Source organism: Micromonospora humidisoli (assembly GCF_016900955.1).
GTDB lineage: Bacteria > Actinomycetota > Actinomycetes > Mycobacteriales > Micromonosporaceae > Micromonospora > Micromonospora wenchangensis.
Genome location: NZ_JAFEUO010000006.1, coordinates 1 through 20,612, shown reverse-complemented (window position 1 = coordinate 20,612; position 20,612 = coordinate 1). Strand labels below are relative to the sequence as shown.

Annotated in this window: 14 protein-coding genes; 5 read left to right on the top strand and 9 right to left on the bottom strand. The window is 70.6% G+C overall.

The features are described 5' to 3' along the window. Positions 1–131: 131 nt before the first annotated feature. Entirely contained in the window at positions 132–1,937 is a 1,806-nt protein-coding gene (locus tag JQN84_RS21660; RefSeq protein ID WP_281896681.1) for a family 43 glycosylhydrolase, read from the top strand. A gap of 135 nt (positions 1,938–2,072) precedes the next feature. Beyond that, entirely contained in the window at positions 2,073–4,409 is a 2,337-nt protein-coding gene (locus tag JQN84_RS21655; RefSeq protein WP_204960365.1) for a beta-L-arabinofuranosidase domain-containing protein, read from the top strand. A gap of 204 nt (positions 4,410–4,613) precedes the next feature. On the opposite strand, the gene JQN84_RS21650 is transcribed toward JQN84_RS21655, so the two are convergent. The 4 genes from JQN84_RS21650 to chvE form a co-directional block, all read right to left on the bottom strand. Continuing rightward, the gene (locus tag JQN84_RS21650) at positions 4,614–6,719 is read right to left on the bottom strand and encodes a family 43 glycosylhydrolase (RefSeq protein WP_204960364.1); all 2,106 of its coding nucleotides are present in this window, start codon (positions 6,717–6,719) and stop codon (positions 4,614–4,616) included. 344 nt (positions 6,720–7,063) lie between these two features. Beyond that, positions 7,064–8,314, bottom strand: coding sequence for a multiple monosaccharide ABC transporter permease (mmsB, locus tag JQN84_RS21645; RefSeq protein WP_204960363.1), 1,251 nt, complete (start codon positions 8,312–8,314; stop codon positions 7,064–7,066). After that, positions 8,311–9,849 carry a multiple monosaccharide ABC transporter ATP-binding protein gene (gene mmsA / locus JQN84_RS21640; RefSeq protein WP_204960362.1) on the bottom strand — a complete coding sequence of 513 codons (1,539 nt, stop codon included), beginning with the start codon at positions 9,847–9,849 and terminating at the stop codon, positions 8,311–8,313. The genes mmsB and mmsA overlap by 4 nt, the downstream gene beginning before the upstream one ends. Positions 9,850–9,935: 86 nt before the next feature. Next, entirely contained in the window at positions 9,936–11,078 is a 1,143-nt protein-coding gene (gene chvE, locus JQN84_RS21635; RefSeq protein WP_204960361.1) for a multiple monosaccharide ABC transporter substrate-binding protein, read from the bottom strand. Positions 11,079–11,518: 440 nt separating this feature from the next. Between chvE and JQN84_RS21630 the strand changes: the two genes are divergently transcribed. After that, positions 11,519–12,847, top strand: coding sequence for a hypothetical protein (locus JQN84_RS21630; RefSeq protein ID WP_204960360.1), 1,329 nt, complete (start codon positions 11,519–11,521; stop codon positions 12,845–12,847). 81 nt (positions 12,848–12,928) lie between these two features. On the opposite strand, the gene JQN84_RS21625 is transcribed toward JQN84_RS21630, so the two are convergent. Genes JQN84_RS21625 through JQN84_RS21610 form a run of 4 tightly spaced genes read right to left on the bottom strand, consistent with a single transcriptional unit; the run spans position 12,929 to position 17,227 of the window. Further along, positions 12,929–14,077 carry a serine hydrolase domain-containing protein gene (locus JQN84_RS21625; RefSeq protein ID WP_307821385.1) on the bottom strand — a complete coding sequence of 383 codons (1,149 nt, stop codon included), beginning with the start codon at positions 14,075–14,077 and terminating at the stop codon, positions 12,929–12,931. Between the two features lie 2 nt (positions 14,078–14,079). Then, entirely contained in the window at positions 14,080–14,904 is an 825-nt protein-coding gene (locus tag JQN84_RS21620) for a carbohydrate ABC transporter permease (protein ID WP_204960359.1), read from the bottom strand. Continuing rightward, positions 14,901–15,872: a carbohydrate ABC transporter permease gene (locus tag JQN84_RS21615; protein WP_204960358.1), complete on the bottom strand. Its 972-nt coding sequence runs from the start codon at positions 15,870–15,872 to the stop codon at positions 14,901–14,903. Before JQN84_RS21615 ends, JQN84_RS21620 begins: the two co-directional genes overlap by 4 nt. Next, complete coding sequence (locus tag JQN84_RS21610) at positions 15,869–17,227, bottom strand: ABC transporter substrate-binding protein (protein ID WP_204960357.1); 1,359 nt, start codon at positions 17,225–17,227, stop codon at positions 15,869–15,871. Before JQN84_RS21610 ends, JQN84_RS21615 begins: the two co-directional genes overlap by 4 nt. Before the next feature lie 412 nt (positions 17,228–17,639). Between JQN84_RS21610 and JQN84_RS21605 the strand changes: the two genes are divergently transcribed. Continuing rightward, a complete protein-coding gene (locus JQN84_RS21605; protein WP_204960356.1) occupies positions 17,640–18,665 on the top strand; it encodes a LacI family DNA-binding transcriptional regulator in 1,026 nt (341 codons plus the stop codon). Continuing rightward, positions 18,662–19,705, top strand: a complete 1,044-nt coding sequence (locus JQN84_RS21600) for a family 43 glycosylhydrolase (protein WP_504739440.1) — start codon at positions 18,662–18,664, stop codon at positions 19,703–19,705. The genes JQN84_RS21605 and JQN84_RS21600 overlap by 4 nt, the downstream gene beginning before the upstream one ends. Before the next feature lie 172 nt (positions 19,706–19,877). On the opposite strand, the gene JQN84_RS21595 is transcribed toward JQN84_RS21600, so the two are convergent. Next, positions 19,878–20,612, bottom strand: a 735-nt coding sequence (locus JQN84_RS21595; RefSeq protein WP_204960354.1) for an RICIN domain-containing protein, incomplete at its 5' end; no start/stop codon positions are given.

Here is a 20,612-nt window from a genome sequence, read left to right as displayed (position 1 = left end):
CGTACCCGCACGGCGGGCAACCCGGACGAGTTCCGACAGCACCGGCGCAGGGCCGGAGCGTCGGCGGAGTCCGGGGAGGCCACCGAGGCGTGACGCCCCACGACACGCATCGCCCACACTGGGAGGTACTGGTGAAACCCGCACTGCCACCGCTGACCCGACTTCGGCGTACCCTCGCCTGGCTGGCGGCCCTGCTCCTGGTCTCGACCCTGCTCCCGGCCGGCACCGCCAAGGCCGACAACCCCATCGTCCAGCACATCTACACCGCCGACCCGGCCCCGCTGGTGCACAACGGACGGGTGTACCTCTACACCGGCCACGACGAGGACGGCTCGACCTGGTTCACCATGAAGGAGTGGCGGGTCTGGTCCTCCGCCGACATGGTCAACTGGACCGACCACGGCTCGCCGCTCAACGTCGCCACCTTCAGCTGGGCCAAGGCCGACGCCTGGGCCGGCCAGGTCATCGCCCGCAACGGCAAGTTCTACTGGTACGTGCCGGTGACCGCGAAGTCGACCAACTCGATGGCCATCGGGGTGGCGGTCAGCGACAGCCCCACCGGCCCGTTCCGGGACGCCATCGGCCGGCCGCTGGCGGCCAACGGCGAGATCGACCCCACCGTCTTCATCGACGACGACGGGCAGGCGTACCTCTACTGGGGCAACCCCAACCTGTGGTACGTCAAGCTGAACGCCGACATGATCTCGTACTCCGGCAGTGTCACCAAGATCCCGCTGACCACCGCCGGATACGGCACCCGTAACGGCAACGCCACCCGCCCCACCCTCTACGAGGAGGGCCCCTGGGTCTTCAAGCGCAACGGGACCTACTACAACGTGTTCGCCGCCGAGTGCTGCTCGGAGTTCATCGGCTACTCCACGGCGCCCGGACCCACCGGGCCGTGGACCTACCGGGGCACGGTCATGCCCCGGCAGGGCGGCAGCTTCACCAACCACGCCGGGATCGTCGACTTCAACGGCGGGTCGTACTTCTTCTACCACAACGGCGCGCTGCCCGGCGGTGGCGGCTACACCCGGTCGGTCGCGGTGGAGAAGTTCAGCTACGGCGCCAACGGCACCATCCCGACGATCAACATGACCAGCACCGGTGCGCCGCAGATCGGCACCCTCAACCCGTACGTGCGGCAGGAGGCCGAGACCATCGCCTGGGGCTCCGGGATCGAGACGGAGGCGTCCAGCGAGGGCGGGATGAACGTCGGTTTCATCGAGAACGGCGACTACATCAAGGTCAAGGGGGTCGGCTTCGGCTCCGGCGCGACGTCCTTCAACGCCCGGGTGGCCTCGGCCGGCAGCGGCGGCACCATCGAGGTCCGGCTGGACAGCGCCACCGGCACCCGGGTGGCCAGTTGCTCCGTGCCGGTCACCGGTGGCTGGCAGAACTGGCAGACCGTCTCCTGTCCGGTGTCCGGCGCGACCGGCACCCACGACATGTACCTGCGGTTCACCGGCGGCAGCGGCACCCTGTTCAACGTCAACTGGTGGCAGTTCAGCGGCGGCGGCACCACGCCGACGCCCACCCCGACCACGACGCCCACCACGACGCCCACCGCGACCCCCACCCCCACCCCGACGACCCCGGCCCCGACGACGCCGGCTCCGACGACCCCCTCCGGGACGGCCTGCACGGCCACCAACACCGTGGTCAACACCTGGCAGGGCGGCTTCGAGGGCAAGCTGACCATCACCAACGGGTCCACCCCGATCACCGGCTGGCGGGTGTCGTTCACCCTGCCCAGCGGGCAGACGGTGGCCCAGGCGTGGAACGGCACCCTGACCCAGCAGGGCAACCAGGTGACCGTCACCAACGCCGCCTACAACGGGCAGCTCGGGGCGGGTGGCTCCACCACCGTCGGCTACATCAGCTCGACCACCGGCAGCAACCAGCCACCGACCGACCTGACCTGTACCCCCGCGTGACCCCGCCGCGCGGCTGACCGTTCCGCCGGCCCGCCCCGCCCCACCGGGGCGGGCCGGCACCCACCACCCGACACCACCGTCCGTACGACCATCCGGACGGGCGCTCGCCCGTGATCCGGTCCGCTGGAGGTTCCCATGTCCGTCCCGTCCCTCAACCGACGCCAGCTTCTCCAGGCCGCCGGCGCCACCGCGCTCGCCTCCGCCGCAGGTGGCACCCTGCTCGGGTCCGGGCCGGCCGGTGCGGCACTGGTGGTCCCCCCGGTCCGCGCCGACCTGGGCGTCTCGGCGTACCCGTTCGAGCTGGGTCAGGTCCGGTTGACCGCCGGCCGGCTGCTGGACAACCAGAACCGGACGCTGAGCTACCTGCGGTTCGTCGACGTCGACCGGATGCTCTACAACTTCCGGGCCAACCACCGGCTGGGCACCAACGGGGCCGCGACCAACGGGGGCTGGGACGCGCCGTCCTTCCCGTTCCGCACCCACATGCAGGGGCACTTCCTCACCGCCTGGGCGCAGGCGTACGCGGTGCTGGGCGACACCACCTGCCGGGACAAGGCCAACTACATGGTGGCCGAGCTGGCGAAGTGTCAGGCCAACAACGGCGCGGCCGGGTTCACCGCGGGTTACCTGTCCGGCTTCCCCGAGTCGGACTTCGCGGCGCTGGAGGCCCGGACGCTGTCCAACGGCAACGTGCCCTACTACTGCATCCACAAGACCCTCATGGGGTTGCTCGACGTGTGGCGCTACATCGGCAACACGCAGGCCCGCACGGTGCTGCTGGCGCTGGCCGGCTGGGTCGACACCCGCACGTCGCGGCTGAGCTACAACCAGATGCAGGCGATGCTGGAGACCGAGTTCGGCGGCATGAACGAGGCGCTGACCGACATCTACCAGCACACCGGCGACGGGCGCTGGCTCACCGTCGCCCAGCGGTTCGACCACGCGGGCGTGTTCAACCCGCTCGCCAGCAACTCCGACCAGCTCAACGGCAAGCACGCCAACACCCAGGTGCCCAAGTGGATCGGCGCGGCGCGGGAGTTCAAGGCGACCGGCACCACCCGGTACCGGGACATCGCCGGCAACGCGTGGAACATGACCGTCAACGCGCACAGCTACGTCATCGGCGGCAACAGCCAGGCCGAGCACTTCCGGCCGCCGAACGCGATCGCCGGGTACCTGACCAACGACACCTGCGAGCACTGCAACACCCACAACATGCTCAAGCTGACCCGGGAGCTGTGGCTGCTCGACCCGAACCGGGTCGCGTACTTCGACTTCTACGAGCGTGCCCTGCTCAACCACGTCGTCGGCGCGCAGAACCCGGCCGACGGCCACGGCCACGTCACCTACTTCACCCCGCTCAAGCCGGGTGGCCGCCGGGGCGTCGGCCCGGCCTGGGGCGGCGGCACCTGGAGCACCGACTACAACTCGTTCTGGTGCTGTCAGGGCACCGGCATCGAGGCGAACACCAAGCTGATGGACTCGATCTACTTCTACAACGACACCACGTTGACGGTGAACCTGTTCGTGCCGTCGGTGCTGACCTGGTCGCAGCGCGGGATCACGGTCACCCAGAGCACCAGCTACCCGGCCAGCGACACCAGCACGCTCACCCTCTCCGGGTCGATGAGCGGCTCGTGGAGCATCCGGGTCCGGATCCCGGCCTGGGCCACCGGCGCGACGATCGCCGTCAACGGCGAGACGCAGGGCGTCGCCACCACCCCCGGCAGCTACGCCACGGTCACCCGCACCTGGGCGGCCGGGGACACCGTCACCGTACGGCTGCCGATGAAGGTCGTCGTGCAGCCGAGCAACGACAACGCCAACGTCGCGGCCCTCACGTACGGCCCGGCGGTGCTCGCCGGCAACTACGGCAACACCGGCCTGAGCGCCCTGCCGTCGTTGAACACCTCGTCGGTGACCCGGACGAGCACCAGCACCCTGGCGTTCACCGCCACCGCGAACGGCTCCACGGTCAACCTCGGGCCGTTCTACGACGCGCACGGCTTCAACTACACCGTCTACTGGAGCACCAGTGGCGGCAGCACCGGCGGCAGCACCCGGATCGTCAACGTGGGCAGTGGCCTGGTTCTCGGCATCCAGAACATGTCCACCGCCGACGGCGGGCTGGCCCTGCAGTGGGGTGACACCGGCACCGCCGACCACAACTGGGTGGTGGTGACCGACGGCGACGCGGTCCGGTTCCGCAACGTCAACAGCGGCAAGGTCCTCGGCGTGGAGAACATGTCCACCGCCGACAACGCCCGCGTGCTGCAGTGGGCGGACAACGGCACCGCCGACCACCGGTGGACCCTGCTGAGCCAGGGTGACGGCACCTACAAGATCCGCAACGTCAACAGCGGGAAGCTGCTCGGCATCCTCAACGGCTCGACCGCCCAGGGGGCGCAGGCCGTGCAGGACTCCGACAACGGCAGCGCGGACAACCGCTGGCGGTTCGTCGCCAACCCGTAGGGACCACCGCCGGTCCCGCACCGCTGGCGAGACGGTGCGGGACCGGCGGTGCAGCGGACGGGGCCGCCCCTGCGAGGGGGCGGCCCCGTCGTGTGCGTGCCGGCCGACGGCCCGACGCGGCGGGCCGCCCGCACCGACCGGCCCGCGTGGCGGTGCCGACGGTACGGGCGGCCCGGTTGCTCCGCTGCCGCGCCCCGGGTCGGGTCAGGGGGTGCTGAGCTGGAACTGACGGATCGTGCTGGTGCCGCCGAGGGCCTGGGTGGCGTGGTTGAACAGGGCGAACCGGTAGCCCATGAAGAACTGCCAGGTGCTGTCGAGGGTCAGCGCGTTGCCCAGCGCGGTGAAGGTGACCCCGTCGGTGCTGTAGGAGAACCGGGCCTGCCGACCGGAGCCGGGACGGATGTCGGCGGTGGCCCGCAGCCAGATCCGGCCCCCGCTGACCGGGGCGGATGCTATCTCGGTGCCGGTGTTGGTGGTCCGCCAACTGCCGTCCATGGTGAGGTTGTTGGTCATCGACACCCGGGTGGCCCCGTTGTCGCGCCGGACGCCGATCCAGGCCGACGAGTTGCGGAGCACCGCCAGCCCGGTCCGGTCGCCGTCGCGCAGCGCCGAGTAGTCGAGTTCGACGGTGGCGGTGGAGGTCGGCCCCTGGATCCGGTGGGTGACCGTGTTCCGGGCGCTGTACAGGTCGTTGGTGACGGTGGCGGTCTGCAGGCGCAGGCCGTTGTTGACCGACCACTTGGTGTTGTCCGGGTTGTGGTTCCACTCCCACTGCGGGCCGAGGGTGCTGCCGCTGAAGGTGTCGGTGCCGGTCAGCGGCTTGACCGGTCGGGTCGGCAGCGGGTTCGGGTACGAGGCGCCCCAGCCGCCGTTGACCGTCTGGATCTGCGGCCAGCCGTCGGCGGTCCAGGTGATCGGGGCCAGTGCCGGTACCCGCCCACCGGGGTAGGCGTCGACGAACGACATGTAGTACCACTGGCCGGCCGGGGTCTGCACCAGGCCGCCCTGGTGCGGCACGCCGCCGCCGGAGATCGGGCCCGGCATGTTGAGCAGCACCTGACGCATCTCGTACGGGCCGAACGGGCTCGACGACTTCAGCACGTACTGCCCGTTGGCCGGCCGGGTGAGCCAGATGTAGTAGCTGCCGTTGCGCTTGTAGAACCGGGCCCCCTCCAGGGTGCCCACGCTCGACGGGGTGGAGAACACCTGCTGGCTGCGGACCTCGCTCTTGCCGTCCGCCGACAGCTGCGCCACGCTGATCTGGGTGTTGCCGTAGGCGACGTACATGGTGTCGTTGTCGTCGACCAGCATGCCGGCGTCGTAGTAGCACTTGTTGATGGTGGAGTGCTGGTTCCAGGCCCCGTCGACGGCGGTGGCGGTGTAGATGTAGGTCTTGGCGAAGTCGATGCAGCCGGCCCAGTAGTAGGTGCGGTTGCTCGGGCGGTAGTTCAGCGTCGACGCCCAGATCCCGTTGACGTACGCCCGAGCGCCGGACATGTCATATTTGGCACCGAAGTCCAGCTTGGGCACCGAGTGACCGGCGAACTCCCAGTTGACCAGGTCGTACGAGCGCAGGATCGGGGCGCCGGGCGAGTAGTGCATGGTCGAGGCGGACAGGTAGAACGCGTCGCCGACCCGGATGATGTCGACGTCGGCGAAGTCCTGCCACACCACCGGGTTGGTGAACGAGCCGCTCGCCGGGGGTGTGGTGGGCGGCGGCGTGGTCGGGGTGGTGCCGCCGTCGACCCGGACGAGCTGCCACTGTTGGTTGGTGCCGCCCCAGTCGGTGTACTGGACGATGTTGCCGCCGTCGGCGGTGGAGGCGTTCTGCACCTCGACGGCCTTGCCGCTGTTGCGGTTGAGCAGCCGGACGTAGCCGTCGGCCGAGTCGGCCAGCCGGAACTGCTGGTTGGTGCCGTTGCCGTCGGTCCACTGCACGATCGACGCGCCGTCGGCGGTGGAGAGGTTGTAGACGTCGAGGACCTTGCCCGACAGCCGCGACTTCAACCGGTAGTAGCCGCCGCCGGAGTCGACGAACTGCCACTGCTGGTTGGTGCCGTCGCCACGGGTCCACTGGGTGATCCGCGCGCCGTCGTTGGTGGCGAAGTTGTACACGTCCAGCGCCTTGCCGCTGTTGCGGTTGACCAGCACGTACCAGGCGGTGGTGTCCACCGTGGCCGCCGCCGCCCCGGTCGACTGGACCACGACGAGCCCACCGCCGACCAGCAGCGTCATCAGCGCGGCGACGACCCGTGACCACCAGCCGCGCCGTCGCCGGACCGTGACCGGCACCTGTCCCATGGCTACCATGACCCTCCCTCACCAACGGTCGATCGACGGTGGCCCCGGGTCCGGCCCGGGGCCACCGTCGTCGCATTGTTCGAAGCCTGCCGATGTCAACGTTCACTCGGCGGCGCGTCCGCGATGGCGCCCGACGCGGCGCAGCGATGGGTCGGGGCTGCCGACCAGCCGCTGCGGGAACGGCTTCAGCTATCCATAGACTGTGAGCGATAACATGATGCTCGTCAAGCTGAAACAGCGCGGACACGATCGACTAGCGCAAATGCCGACACCCCGGGTCGGGTCGGAACTGTCCGACCCGACCCGGGATGTCCGGGCGAGGGGGTACGACGCGGCGGGTGCCGCGGCACCGGTCAGCGGGAGGCGCCGGCGCGACGCTTGTTGTAGACGTCGAAGGCCACGGCGACGAGCAGCACCAGGCCCTTGACCACCGACTGGATGGACTGGTCGATGCCCATGAGCTGCATCCCGTTGCTCATCACCGCCATGATCAGACCGCCGACCATCGCGCCGACCACGGTGCCGACCCCGCCGGTGACCGCCGCGCCGCCGATGAACGCGGCGGCGATCGCGTCGAGCTCGAACATGTTGCCGGCGGCGGGCTGTGCGCCGTTGGAGCGCGAGGAGTAGATCACCCCGGCCACCGCCGCCAGGAAGCCCATGTTGACGAACATCCAGAAGTTGACCGTGCGCACCTTGACCCCGGACAGCATCGCCGCCGAGAGGTTGCCGCCGATCGCGTAGACCTGCCGGCCGAAGACGGTACGCCGGGTGAGCAGGCCGTAGACCAGCACCAGCGCGGCCAGGATGATCAGGACGATCGGCAGGCCCCGGGCGTGCGCCAACTGCCAGGCGAAGTACATGATGACCGCGCCCACCAGCACCACCCGGGCGACGAACAGCGGGAACGACTCCACCGGCTGCTGGTAGCGGACCCGGGCCACCCGGGTCCGGAAGCCGCTCACCGCGTAACCGGCCACCGCGATCACGCCGATCAGCAGGGTGAACGCGTCGAAGCCCTCCCCGCCGAGCAGGCCGTTGAGGAACCCGGCCGCGACCTGCTGGTAGTCGGCGGGGAACGGGGACAGCGAGATGTTGTCCAGCACCCGCAGGGTCAGGCCCCGGAACAGCAGCATGCCGGCGAGCGTCACGATGAAGGCCGGGATGCCGGCGTACGCCACCCAGAAGCCGTGCCACGCGCCGACCGCGACCCCGACGGCCACCGCGGCCAGGATGCCCACCCACCAGGGGAAGCCCTCCCGGATCACCAGTACGGCGGAGACCGCCCCGGTCAACGCCACCACCGAACCCACCGACAGGTCGATGTGCCCGCCGATGATGATGATGACCATGCCGATCGCCAGCACCAGGATGTAGGAGTACTGGAGCACGATGTTGGTGATGTTGCCGGGGCTCAGCGACACCCCGTCGGTGAGCACGGCGAAGAGCCCGACGATGACGACCAGGGCGACGTAGATGCCGCTCTGCCGCAGGTTGTTCATGACCAGCGCCCGCAGGTCGCTGGTGCCGGCGTGCAGGGCGACGCCCGGGCTCTTCCCGGTGGGCGGCGGGGACGGCGGCGATGAGGTCTTGACGCTGGTCATCCCACGCGCTCCTTGTCCTTCGTCATCAGATCCATGAGGTTCTCCTGGGTCGCCTCGGCCACCGGCACCTGGCCGGTGATCCGGCCGGCGGCGAGGGTGTAGATGCGGTCGCACATGCCGAGCAGCTCCGGCAGCTCCGAGGAGATCAGGATCACCGCCTTGCCCTCGGCGACGAGCCGGTTGACGATCGTGTAGATCTCGAACTTCGCCCCGACGTCGATCCCCCGGGTCGGCTCGTCCAGGATCAGCACGTCGGGGTTGGTGAACAGCCACTTCGACAGGACGACCTTCTGCTGGTTGCCGCCGGAGAGCTTGCCCACCACGGCCATCACGCTGGTCGTCTTGATGTTCATGTCGCGCCGGCTCTGCTCGGCGACCTTGATCTCCTCGTTGCCGTTGACCCAGCCGAGGCGGGCCAGCCGGCCCAGCGCGGCGGCGGAGACGTTGCGCCGTACGTCGTCGATGAGGTTGAGACCGAACCGTTTGCGGTCCTCGGTGACGTAGGCGATGCCGTGCTCGATGGCCTCCGCGACGCTGTTCGCCCGGACCTCCCGGCCCCGCACGAACAGCCGGCCGCGCACGTCCCGGCCGTACGAGCGGCCGAACACGCTCATCGCCAGCTCGGTACGCCCGGCGCCCATCAGCCCGGCGATGCCGACCACCTCACCGGCGCGGACGTCCAGGCTGGCGTCGTCGACGACGAGCCGGTCCTGGGTGGGGTGGCGCACGCTCCAGTTCTCGATGCGCAGCACCTCCTCCCCCGGTGACGAGACCCGGTCGGGATAGAAGCTGTCCAGGTCCCGGCCGACCATGCCCCGGATGATCCGCTCCTGGGTGACCTCCCCGGAGGCCAGCGAGAGGGTCTCCACGGTGCGCCCGTCCCGGATGACCGTGGTCGCGTCGGCGATCGCGGTGACCTCGTTGAGCTTGTGCGAGATCAGGATGCAGGTGATGCCCTGACCCTTCAGCCGGCGCAGCAGGTCGAGCAGGTGGGCGGAGTCGATGTCGTTGAGCGCGGCGGTCGGCTCGTCCAGGATGAGCAGCCGGACCTTCTTGGACAGCGCCTTGGCGATCTCGACCAACTGCTGCTTGCCGACGCCGAGCTGGATGACCGGGGTGACCGGGTTCTCGTGCAGGCCCACCGAGGCCAGCAGCTCGGCGGCCTCGGCGTTGGCGCGGTTCCAGTCGATGAGGCCACCCGGGCCGCGCCGCTCGTTGCCGAGGAAGATGTTCTCGGCGATCGACAGGTGCGGCACCAGGGCGAGTTCCTGGTGGATGATGACGACGCCCTGGGACTCGCTGTCGCGGATGCCCCGGAAGTGCACCGGCTTGCCGTCCAGCACGATCTCGCCGTCGTACGACCCGGTCGGGTGCACCCCGGAGAGCACCTTCATCAGGGTGGACTTGCCGGCGCCGTTCTCGCCGCAGATGGCGTGGATCTCTCCCCGGCGCACCGCGAGGGAGACGTCGGCCAGCGCGGTCACCCCGGGGAAGGTCTTCGTGATGCGTCGCATCTCGAGGATGGTGTCGTCCATGGTCAGCGTCCTGATCGTCGAAGCCTGAGGCGGGCTCACGATGCGTCGGGCGCGGCGGCCGGTGACCGCCGCGCCCGACGACCGACTTACTTCTTGGCCTGACCGGCGGCGACCTCGTCGGCCGACCAGTAACCGGAGTCGACGAGCACCTTGGTGATGTCGTCCTTGTAGACGGTCTCGATCGGCAGCAGGTACGACGGGACGACCTTGACCTTGTTGTTGTAGGTCGTGGTGTCGTTGGCCTGCGGCTCCTTGTCCTGCAGGAACGCCTCGGCCGCGATCACGGCCTGCTCGGCGAGCAGCCGGGTGTCCTTGAAGACGGTCGAGCTCTGCACCCCGTCGTTGATCAGCTTGACCGAGGCGATCTCGGCGTCCTGACCGGTCACCACGGGCAGCTTCTTGGCGCCCTTGCCGTAGCCGGCGTTCTGCAGGGCGGTGATGATGCCCCGGGAGATGCCGTCGTACGGCGACAGCACCCCGTTGACCACGGTGCCGTCGTTGTAGCCGGAGGTGAGCAGGTCCTCCATCCGCTTCTGCGCGGTCTCCTGCTGCCAGCGCAGGATCGCCGCCTGCTCGATGCGGGTCTGGCCGGACTTGACCTTCAGCGTGCCGTTGTCCATGAACGGCTTGAGGGTGTCCATCGCCCCGCCCCAGAAGTACTGGGTGTTGTTGTCGTCCAGCGAGCCGGCGAACAGCTCGACGTTGAACGGGCCGGTCGCGGTGCCCTTGCCGCCGTCCTTGGTCTGCAGGCCGAGGCCGACCAGCAGGGCGGTCGCCTGGGCGACGCCGACCTTGTAGTTGTCGAAGCTGACGTAGAAGTCGACGTTCTTGTTGCCCAGCAGCAGCCGGTCGTAGGAGATGACCGGGATCTTCGCGGCGGCGGCGGCGTCCAACTGGCCGCTGAGCGCGGTGCCGTCGATCGCCGCGATGATCAGGACGTCCGCGCCCTGGGTGATCATCTGGTCGACCTGCTGGGACTGGGTGGGGATGTCGTCGCCGGCGTACTGGAGGTCGACCTTGTAGCCCTTGGCCTCCAGCTTCTCCTTGACCGCCTTGCCGTCGGCGATCCACCGCTCCGAGGTCTGGGTCGGCATGGAGACGCCGATGGTCAGGTCGGCGGGCTTCTTGTCGCTGGTGTCACCGCCGCTGCCGGCACCCCCGCCGCTGCACGCGGCCAGGCTGAACGCCAGTGCCGCGCCGCCGAGCGCGACCAGGAATTTCCTGCGCACAGGTTTCTCCTCTCCGGAACTCCCGCCGACTGCGGGGACCACCTGTCACCTTTCGGGGTAGTGTTAGCGCTCACATCGCCGCCGTCAACAGTCCCCCGGAAATCCGGACGTCACGGTCTCGTAACGGGGCACACCGCGTGGATCACCCGCCCGCCGGGCCCGACCGACCGCCGGGGCCCTGGCCAGCGAACCGGTTCGCGGTACCCCGCACCGGAGGCCGACCACCGGGCCGGGGCACGCCGACGCGATCGTCACGCCAGGTTTCCGGCTTGTTACGGGCTCGCCATTGACACGACGCGGGCCGACGACCATGCTCTGCTAAATCAGTTTAGCGACCGTCCTTTCTGCACAGTCGGTCGACGCCGGGCCGGACCCGACCCGGCGACCGGCGAGCCGGACCAACCGGCGTCGGGCGGCCGTGTCCCCAGGAAAGGACCCGGATGAGACTGCGCACCGGACTGATCCCGCTCGTCACCACACTCGCGCTGGTCGCCCCCGCCGGCGTCGCGTACGCCGCGCCCGACGCCGACCGCGGCGGCCGGGACGCGATCCGCAGCATCACCCCGATCACCACCGTCTACACCTACGGCCAGAAGGTCTCCGCGGTGGCCGTCGAGTACGGCGCGACGGTCAACCCCCGCACCCTGGACAACGGCACCTTCACCGTGGCCGACACGATCTACAACTTCCGCTTCAACCCCATCGAGGACCTGCCGAAGCTCGCCGACCGCACGGTCACCCGCACCTACACCAACAGTGCGCCGGCCCTGCGCCCCGACCACCGCTCGGCCCCCGGCCGGTACGTCATCGTCGAGCTGGACCCGGCCGACCCCGGCGGCTGGACGGTCATCGTCTCCAAGTGCCCGACGTTCCTCTGCTCGGTGAAGGTCAACCCCGAGCTGCCCACCCGGGTGGTGCAGCGCAAGGACGTGCACGCCCAGCCCGGCCGGGACCTCGGCAGGGGCCCGGTGCTGGCCAGGGCGACCCCGGGTGAGTCCCGGCCGGTCACCGAGCCGCCTGTCGACCGCGAGGTCGACGCGTTCCGCTCCGGCTCGTTCGTCAGCGCCGGCACCGTGCTGCCCTACCACTACCGGCTGCCGCGCGACTACCGGCCGGGCCGCAGCTACCCGCTGATGGTCGTCCTGCCCGGTCACGGGATGGGCTGGGACGGCGACAACCTCGGCGTCCAACTCGCCGCCGACATCCCGGCGACCGCCTGGTCGCAGCCGGGCTGGACCGGCAGCCGCGAGGACGTGATCGTGCTGGCCCCGCAGCACCAGCGGGTCGGCGGCGTGGCCGAGGCCGACCTGCTGGTCAAGCTGCTCGACAGCTTCGTCGACGAGTACGCCGTGGACCGCCGCCGAGTCTACGCGACCACCGTGTCGTACGGCTCGCAGCTGCTGTGGGAGGCGTTCGCCAAGCGGCCGGACCTGTTCGCCGGCGGGCTGGTCACCGGGGGTTTCCCGGTCGACGCCGGCCAGGCCACCGCGATCGCCGCCGCCGGGGTACCGGTCTGGATCACCCACGGCGAGCACGACCACCTGCTCCCCGTCGCAGGCGCCCGCAACTCCGCGACCGCGCTGCGGCAGGCGTACGAGTCCCGGGGCAGGACCCCGGCGCAGATCGCCGACCTGGTCCGCTACACCGAGTACGCCGACTCGGCGTTCACCCTCCCGGACTACCACGCCGCGTTCGGGCCCACCTACGAGGACGGCCGCATCCTGCGCTGGCTGCTGGCCCAGCGCAAGCCGGCGCCCACCGGCCGCTGAGCCGGCGCGGCGGCCGACGGCAGCGCGCCCCGGGTGTCCCTCGTCGGGACGCCCGGGGCGCGACGCGTCGGGTCCGGCCGGTCAGTCGTCCAGGCAGGACCGCAGGGCGGCGGTCAGCAGGTTGGCGCGTTCGTCACCCATGCCCTGCATCTGGTTCACCACGTAGCCGAAGCCGACCTGGTGGGCGTCGTCGCCGAAGCCGAGGTTGCCGCCCGCGCCGTCGTGGCCGAAGCTGCGCTCGGACAGCAGCGGCCGGGCCGGCGGGGAGTGCAGCAGGAAGCCGGTGCCCCAGCGCTGGCCGGTGTCCGGTGGCCCGTGCCGCTGCTGGCCCCGGGACCGTACGACGGTCGCGTCGTCGATCGACGCCGGCTCGAGCACGGGCGGGCCCACCACCGGCGACACGCAGGCGGCGTAGAGGCGGGCCAGCCCGTCGGCCGTGCTCACCGCGCCCGCGCCCGGGATGCCGGCGGCCTGGATGGCGGGGTCGTTGAAGCTGACCAGGCCGGTGTCGTCGGCGGGGAACGCGAATGCGCCGCCCATGGTGATTCCCCGGTCGGCCACCGGGTCGACGAACGGCTCCGCCTCGGGCGGCGGGGCGATGTTCCAGGCGACCGTGTCCCGTTCGGCGGCCGGTAGCCCGAGCCAGGTGCGCAGGCCCAGCGGCGTCGCCAGGGCGTCCCGGAAGAACGCGCCGGGAAGCTGGCCGGTGATCCGGTGGATCACCTCGCCGATCAGCCAACCGTAGGTCATCGGGTGGTAGCTGTGTGCGGTGCCCGGCTCCCACAGCGGGGCCTGGGCCTCGATCGCCGTGATCACCGGGTCCCAGGCGAGCACCTCGTCGAGGGTCAACGGGCGGTCGAGCGCGGGCAGGCCGGACTGGTGGGTGAGCAGCCAGCGCACCGGGATGTCGGCCTTGCCCTGCTGGCCGAACTCCGGCCAGTAGCGGGTGACCGGCGCGTCCAGGTCGAGCCGGCCCTGCTGCACCAGCAGGTAGGCGCAGATCGCCAGGATGCCCTTGGTGCAGGAGTAGACGACGACCGGGGTGTCGGCCGTCCAGGGCCGGCCGGTGCGCGGGTCGGCCGTCCCGCCGTACAGGTCGACGACGCGTCGGCCGCCGACGTAGACGGTGACCGCCGCGCCGACCTCCCCCCGGTCGGTGAAGTTCTCGCGGAAGACGTCGGCCACCCGCCCGTACCGTTCGTCGGCGTCGCCGTGGATCTGCGGGGCCACTGCTATCCCTTCAGAGAGCCCTGGATCAGGGCCTTGATGAACTGACGCTGGAAGATCAGGAAGACGATCAGGGTCGGGGTGAGGATCAGCAGCGAGCCGGCGCACAGCAGCACCAGGTCGGTGCCCCACTGCCCCTGGAACGCCCCGAGCGCACCCGCCATCGTCCGCTTGGCCGGGTCGTCGACCAGGACGATGGCCAGCAGGAACTGGTTCCACGTCCAGAGGAACATCAGGATGGTCAGCGACGCGATGGCCGGCCGGGCGAGCGGCACCTGGACCCGCCAGAACAGCTGCCAGGTGGTGCTGCCGTCGACCCGGGCCGCCTCGGACAGCTCGACCGGCACGTTGCTGAAGTGCGCCCGCATCCAGAACACCGCGAACGGCATGTAGAGCCCGATCAACGGCAGGATGATCGCCCAGCGGGTATTGAGCAGGCCGAGATCCTGCATCTGGTAGTACAGCGGGGTGACCACCGCCTCGAACGGCAGGGTCAGGCCGAGCAGCAGCAGGGCGAACACGATCCGGCCGCCGGGGACCCGGAGCTGGCCCAGCCCGAAGCCGGCCATGGTGGCGATCAGCACCGAGACCGGCACCACCCCGGCCACGATGAGCAGGCTGGAGCGCAGCAGCGCGCCCATGTTCGCCACCGTGAAGGCGTCGGCGAAGTTGCCCCACTGCGGGTCCGACGGCCAGGCCAGGCCGCTGGGCACGGTGCCCCGGGGTTGCAACGCCGCGGAGAGCATGCTGACGAACGGCAGCAGGGTGACCACGACCAGGACGAGCAGGAAGACCCGGCCGGTCAGGTTCTCGCGCCGGCTCAGGTTCATGACTTGTCCCCCCGGGTCAGTCGCTGGATCGGCAGCACGCAGAGCAGCACCAGCAGCATCAGCACGACGGCCAGCGCCGAGGCGAGACCGACCTGCCGCTGCGAGAAGGCCAGCCGGTAGATCTCCAGGCCGGGCACCGTGGTCTGCAGGCCGGGGCCGCCGCTGGTCGAGATGTAGACGATGTCGAAGCTGGCCAGGGCGGCGATGATGGTCACCGTGAGGCAGACGCCGATCTCCTGGCGCAGGCTGGGCAGGGTGACGGCGAAGAACTCGCGGACCGGGCCGGCGCCGTCGAGGCGGGCCGCCTCGTACAGCGCGGGGTCGATCTTGCTCATGCCGGTGACAAGCAGGATCGTGCAGAGGCCGAGTAGCACCCAGGCGCCGATGACACCGACGGCGGGCAGCGCGGTGTCGAAGTCACCGAGCCAGGCGCGGGCCACCCCGCCCAGGCCGACCGCACGCAGCACCTGGTTGATCAGCCCGTTCGTCGAGAGCAGCCAGCTCCACGCGATGCCCGCCGCGACCAGCGGGATGACCTGGGGCAGGAACAGCACCGTGCGGACGACGGTGCCGAACGCGCCGGTGGTGATCCGGCGGACCAGGCTGGCCACCAGCAGGCCGAGCGCGACCGGGACGAAGCTGAAGAAGACGATCAGGACCAGCGCGTTTCCGATGATCTTCAGCAGGTCGCTGTCGGTGAACACGGTGAGGTAGTTGTCCAGCCCGGCCCAGCGGGCCACCCCGATGCCGTTCCAGTTGTAGAACGAGTACTGGATGGTGAGCGCGAGCGGGCGCAGCACGAACACCGCGTACATCAGCACGGCGGGCAGGACGAAGAGCCAGCCCGTCCCGCCCGCGCGGGCCCACCGTTTCCGGGGGGCCCGCGCGGCGGAGGGACGGGTGGGACGGGTCGGTGTGGACACCGGCCCGCCCCGCCCGGCCGGTGCGCTGCCGAGGGCAGACGTCATCGGGACAGTTCCTTCGCGTACTCGGCCTGGACCGCCTTCACGTACCCCTCGGGGGTCTGCTGACCGGCGATCAGCTTCTGCATCTCGGGGGTGATCGCCGCGGCGAAGATGCCACCGGTGGCGTTGGCGGTGAAGTCCACCGCGCCGTTCTCCTCGCCGAGCTGCTGGGAGGCCTTGAGCGTCTCGGCGAGCACGGTGCCGGGGGCGGCGGCGGGCACGGGCAGGTCGCTCGGGCCACCGGGGCTGGAGCCGCCGATCTTGACCGCGATCTCGCGGGCGGTGGCGTTGGTGTGCGCCCAGTTCAGGAAGTACGCGGCGGCGTCGGGGTTCTTGGCCTTGGCGCCGATGCCGAAGGTGTTCGGGGCGGACATCGCCACGTGCTTGCCGCCGGCCGACTCGGTCGGGAACAGGAAGAAGCCGACGTTGCCCGGCATCGTCTTGTCGAGGTTGGCCGACTCCCAGTCACCGTTGAACATGAACAGGCCGTTGTTCTTCTGGAACTCGCCCACCATGCTCGCGTAGTCCAGCGCGTTGGCGTCCTTCGGGAAGTAGCCGGCCTGGGCCCACTTCTGGATGGTCTGGGTGGCCTTGAGCGCGGCCGGGGTGTCGAACGTCGCGCCCGGCTTCTGGAAGATCCAGTCGGCCACCTGGGCCGGGTCGCCGAACTGGTTCTGCAACGCCTGGTGCGGGAAGTTGATGCCGGCGGTGTTCTTGTTGAACTGCATGATCGGCTGCACCCCGGCCGACTTGGCCTTGGCCAGCAGCTCCTCGAACTCGGCGATGGTGGCCGGCGGCTGGGTCATCCCGACCTGCTCGGCCAGCTTCTTGTTGTAGAACACCCCGGTGACGCTGTAGCCGAGGCCCATCCCCCACAGCGACCCGGTGCCCCGGGTGGTGCCGCCGTCGCCGACCCGCAGCTGCACCAGCTGGGAGGCGGGGAACTTGTCCCAGCCGTACGCGTCGAAGTACGGGTCGAGGTTCTTCAGCAGGTCGTCCTTGACCAGGTCGACCATCGTGGGGAGCCGGATGATGTCGGGCGAGTTGTCCGAGGCCATCACCCGGGGCGCGTTCTCCACGATCACCGTGAACTGGTCCTCGCGGATGTTGAACTTCACGTTCGGGTGCTGCTTGGTGAACTCGTCGGCCAGCGCCTTGGCCAGCGGGAAGCCGGTCTCGGCGTACATCTCCAGGGTGATCGGGTCGCTGCCCAGCTCGGTGCTGACGATGGCGTCGCCGCCGGTGCTCGGCGCGTCGTCGGCCCCGGGGGCGCTGCACGCCGTCGCGGCCAGCCCCAACGCCAGGACGGGGGCCAGGAGCGCCGTCCGGCGGGAGAACCTTGCCAGTGGTGTAGCCAATTGAGGACTCCTCGACTCTTCCGTGCGTGCCCCGGCGGCAGTGCGGGCCGGGTCGGCAGACCGTCACGGTGGGTGACCAGCCGCAACAGTACGTCGCCGTCGGCGTGCCGCCGCAGCACGCGATGTCGTTACCGATGACCATGCCGAGGGTCACCGAGGGTGCCACCCGACCTGCCAAAAGTAGCCGCTAAACTGATTTAGCAGAGCATGCGCGCGGCGACCTGAGCTGTCAAGAAGCAAACGGCAACGGTCGGGAAACATCCGGTTCACGCTCGGCCGCCCGCCCCACCGGCCGTCGCGGGTGGTGACCGACACACACTCCGGGTGACCACCGCCACCGGGCCGGGGTCGGACCACGCATCATGATGGGCGGGAGCGGCGGACGCGATGCCGCCGGCGATTCGGAGGACTGATGGGCCGCAACAGAGCAACCCTGGCCGACGTCGCGCGGCGGGCCGGGCTGTCCAAGACCGCCGCGTCGATGGTCCTCAACGGCCGGGAGGGCACCCGGCTGTCGGCCGAGGCGCACCAGCGCGTCTTCGCCGCCGCCGAGGAACTCGGCTACCGGCCCAACCTGGCGGCCCGCAGCCTGCGTACCCGCAAGACCGCCACCATCGCGTTCGTCTCCGACATCGTCGCCACCACCCGGTTCGCCGGCGGCCTCATCCGGGGCGCGCTCGACGCGGCCCGGGAGCGGGACCACGTGCTGCTCATCACCGAGACGCAGGGCGACGCCACCTTCGAGCAGTACGCCATCGAGGCGATGCTCGACCGGCAGGTCGACGGCGTGATCTACGCCGCGATGGCCACCCGCCGGCTGACCGTGCCCCCGGCCATCCTCGGCGGCCCGGTGGTGCTGCTCAACGCCACCAGCCCCGACGACCTGCCCTGTGTGCTCCCCGACGACGAGCGGGCCGGCCGTACGGTCGCCACCGCCCTGCTCGACCACGGCCACCGGGACCGGATCGCACTGATCGGCCGCAACCGGCTCAAGGAGGACGACGCCGAGGTCTCCCTCGCCGCGCGGGCCCGGCTGCGCGGCGTCCACCGGGCGCTGGAGGACGCCGGGGCCGACCTGCTGACCGAGTGCTTCTGCGCCGAGTGGCTGCCCGAGCACGGTTACGCCGCCATGCGGACGCTGCTGGGCCGGCCGACCCGGCCCACCGCGATCATCTGCATGAACGACCGGCTGGCCTTCGGCGCCTACCAGGCGCTCGCCGAGGCGGGGCTGACCGTCCCGGACGACATCTCGGTGGTCTCGTTCGACGACGACCCGATCGCCGCCTGGCTGCGGCCCGGCCTGTCCACCACGGCGCTGCCGCACGAGCAGATGGGTCGGCGGGCGGTCGAGATCCTGCTCGACGGCGGCGGGGCCACGCCGTCGCTCGTGCCCATGCCGCTGCGCCGCCGCCGCTCGCTGGCCGCCCCGGCCGGATAGCCCTCCCCCACCGCCCGTCGACCACGCCAGCGCGGGTCGTCGGAGGAGGGCCGACCTGGCCGCTAAAACGATTTAGTGCTAGCTTCCCCGGCATGCTACGTCTACCCGACCACTGGGTGTGGGACAGCTGGTACGCCCGGGACGACACCGACCGGTGGCACGCGTTCTTCCTGCGCGCCTCCCGCGCCCTGCACGACCCGCACCGCCGGCACCGCCGCGCCACGATCGGCCACGCCGTCTCCACGGACCTGCGCACCTGGCAGCTCGTCGCCGACGCGATCGTGCCGGCCGACGCGCCGAGCTGGGACGACCTCGCGACCTGGACGGGGTGCACGGTGCGCGGCCCGGACGGGCGGTGGTACCTGTTCTACACCGGGGTCGGTCGGGCCGAGGACGGGCTGGTGCAGCGGATCGGCCTGGCCGTCTCCGACGACCTGACCACCTGGCACCGGCACGGCACCGGACCGCTGGTCGAGGCCGACCCCACCTGGTACGAGCTGCTCGACCGGACGCTGTGGTACGAGCAGGCCTGGCGTGACCCGTGGGTGTTCCCCGACCCGGACGGCGACGGCTGGCACATGCTGATCACCGCCCGGGTGAACACCGGCCCGACCGAGGCCCGGGGCGTCGTCGGGCACGCCACCTCACCGGACCTGCTGCACTGGACCGTGCAGCCGCCGCTGTCGGTGCCCGCCGGGTTCGGGCACCTGGAGGTACCGCAGGTCGCCGTCGTGGACGGGCAACCGCTGCTGCTGTTCTCCACCGACGCCGCCGGCACCCGCCGCGACGGCCACCGGATCTGGGCGGTCGAGGGGCACGACGTACGCGGCCCGTGGGACGTCGCCGCGGCCCGCCCGTTCCCGCACCCGCACCTGTACGCGCCCCGGCTGGTCGCCGGCCCCACCGGCGACTGGTCCCTGATCGGGTTCCTCGACCACGTCGACGGGGAGTTCGTCGGCGCGCTGACCGACCCGATCCCGGTCCGCTACCGGGCCGCCACCGGGCTGACCCCGGTCGGCACGCCCGTCGCCACCGGCTGAGGGTTCCCGACCACCGCCCGGTCGTCCCTTCCGGGCGGACCCGACGCCCACCGCCACCTCGACGGGGGGACGTCGGAGCACCGGGCCCGGACGGTGCCCGCACCACACCGTCCGGGCCCGGCAACCACCGGTCGTCGGCCACCCGGGGTGCCGGGTGGCCGACGACGTCCGGTCAGATCCGGTTCCACCGCTGGTTGGACGCTCCGGTGCAGGTCCACAGGAGCACAGTGGTCCCGTTGGCCGTGCCGTTGTTGTTCACGTCGAGGCACAGGCCGGACTGCACGTTGCTGATCGTGCCGTTGGCGTTGAACGTCCACTGCTGGTTGGTGCCGCCGTTGCAGTCCCAGATCTGGGCCTTGGCGCCGGCGGTCGCGTTGAGCGGCGCGTCCAGGCACTTGCCGAGGGCCTGGAGGGTCTGGCCGTTGGCCGTCCAGCGCTGGTTGGCCGCCCCGTTGCAGTCCCAGATCACCGGCTGGGTGCCGTTGGCGGTGTTGCTCTGCGGCACGTCCAGGCAGCGACCCGAGGAGACGCTGGACAGCGCGTTCGCCGTGGACGGCGGCGGCGTCGTCGGCGGGGCGGTCCCACCGCCGCTGACCCGGTAGACCACCGTGCCGTGCGACGGCACGCTGGCCGAGATGGTGCCGGAGGTGGTGGTGCTGGCATTGGTCCAGGCGTCGACCAGGGTGAAGGAGGACCCCGACTTGCCGATGGCGGCGGTGGTGGTGGTGATGGTGGTGGTGGAGGTGCCTTGGTTGAACAGGGCGACGGCGACGTCGCCGTTGGCGAGTCGTTTGGCCAGCACGCGGCGGGTGCCGTCGAAGGAGATTTGGGTGGCTTGGAGGGCGAGGGGGTCTTGGCTGATGGCGATGAGGTTGGTGTTCTTGAGGATCGTCTGGGTCGCCGTGTT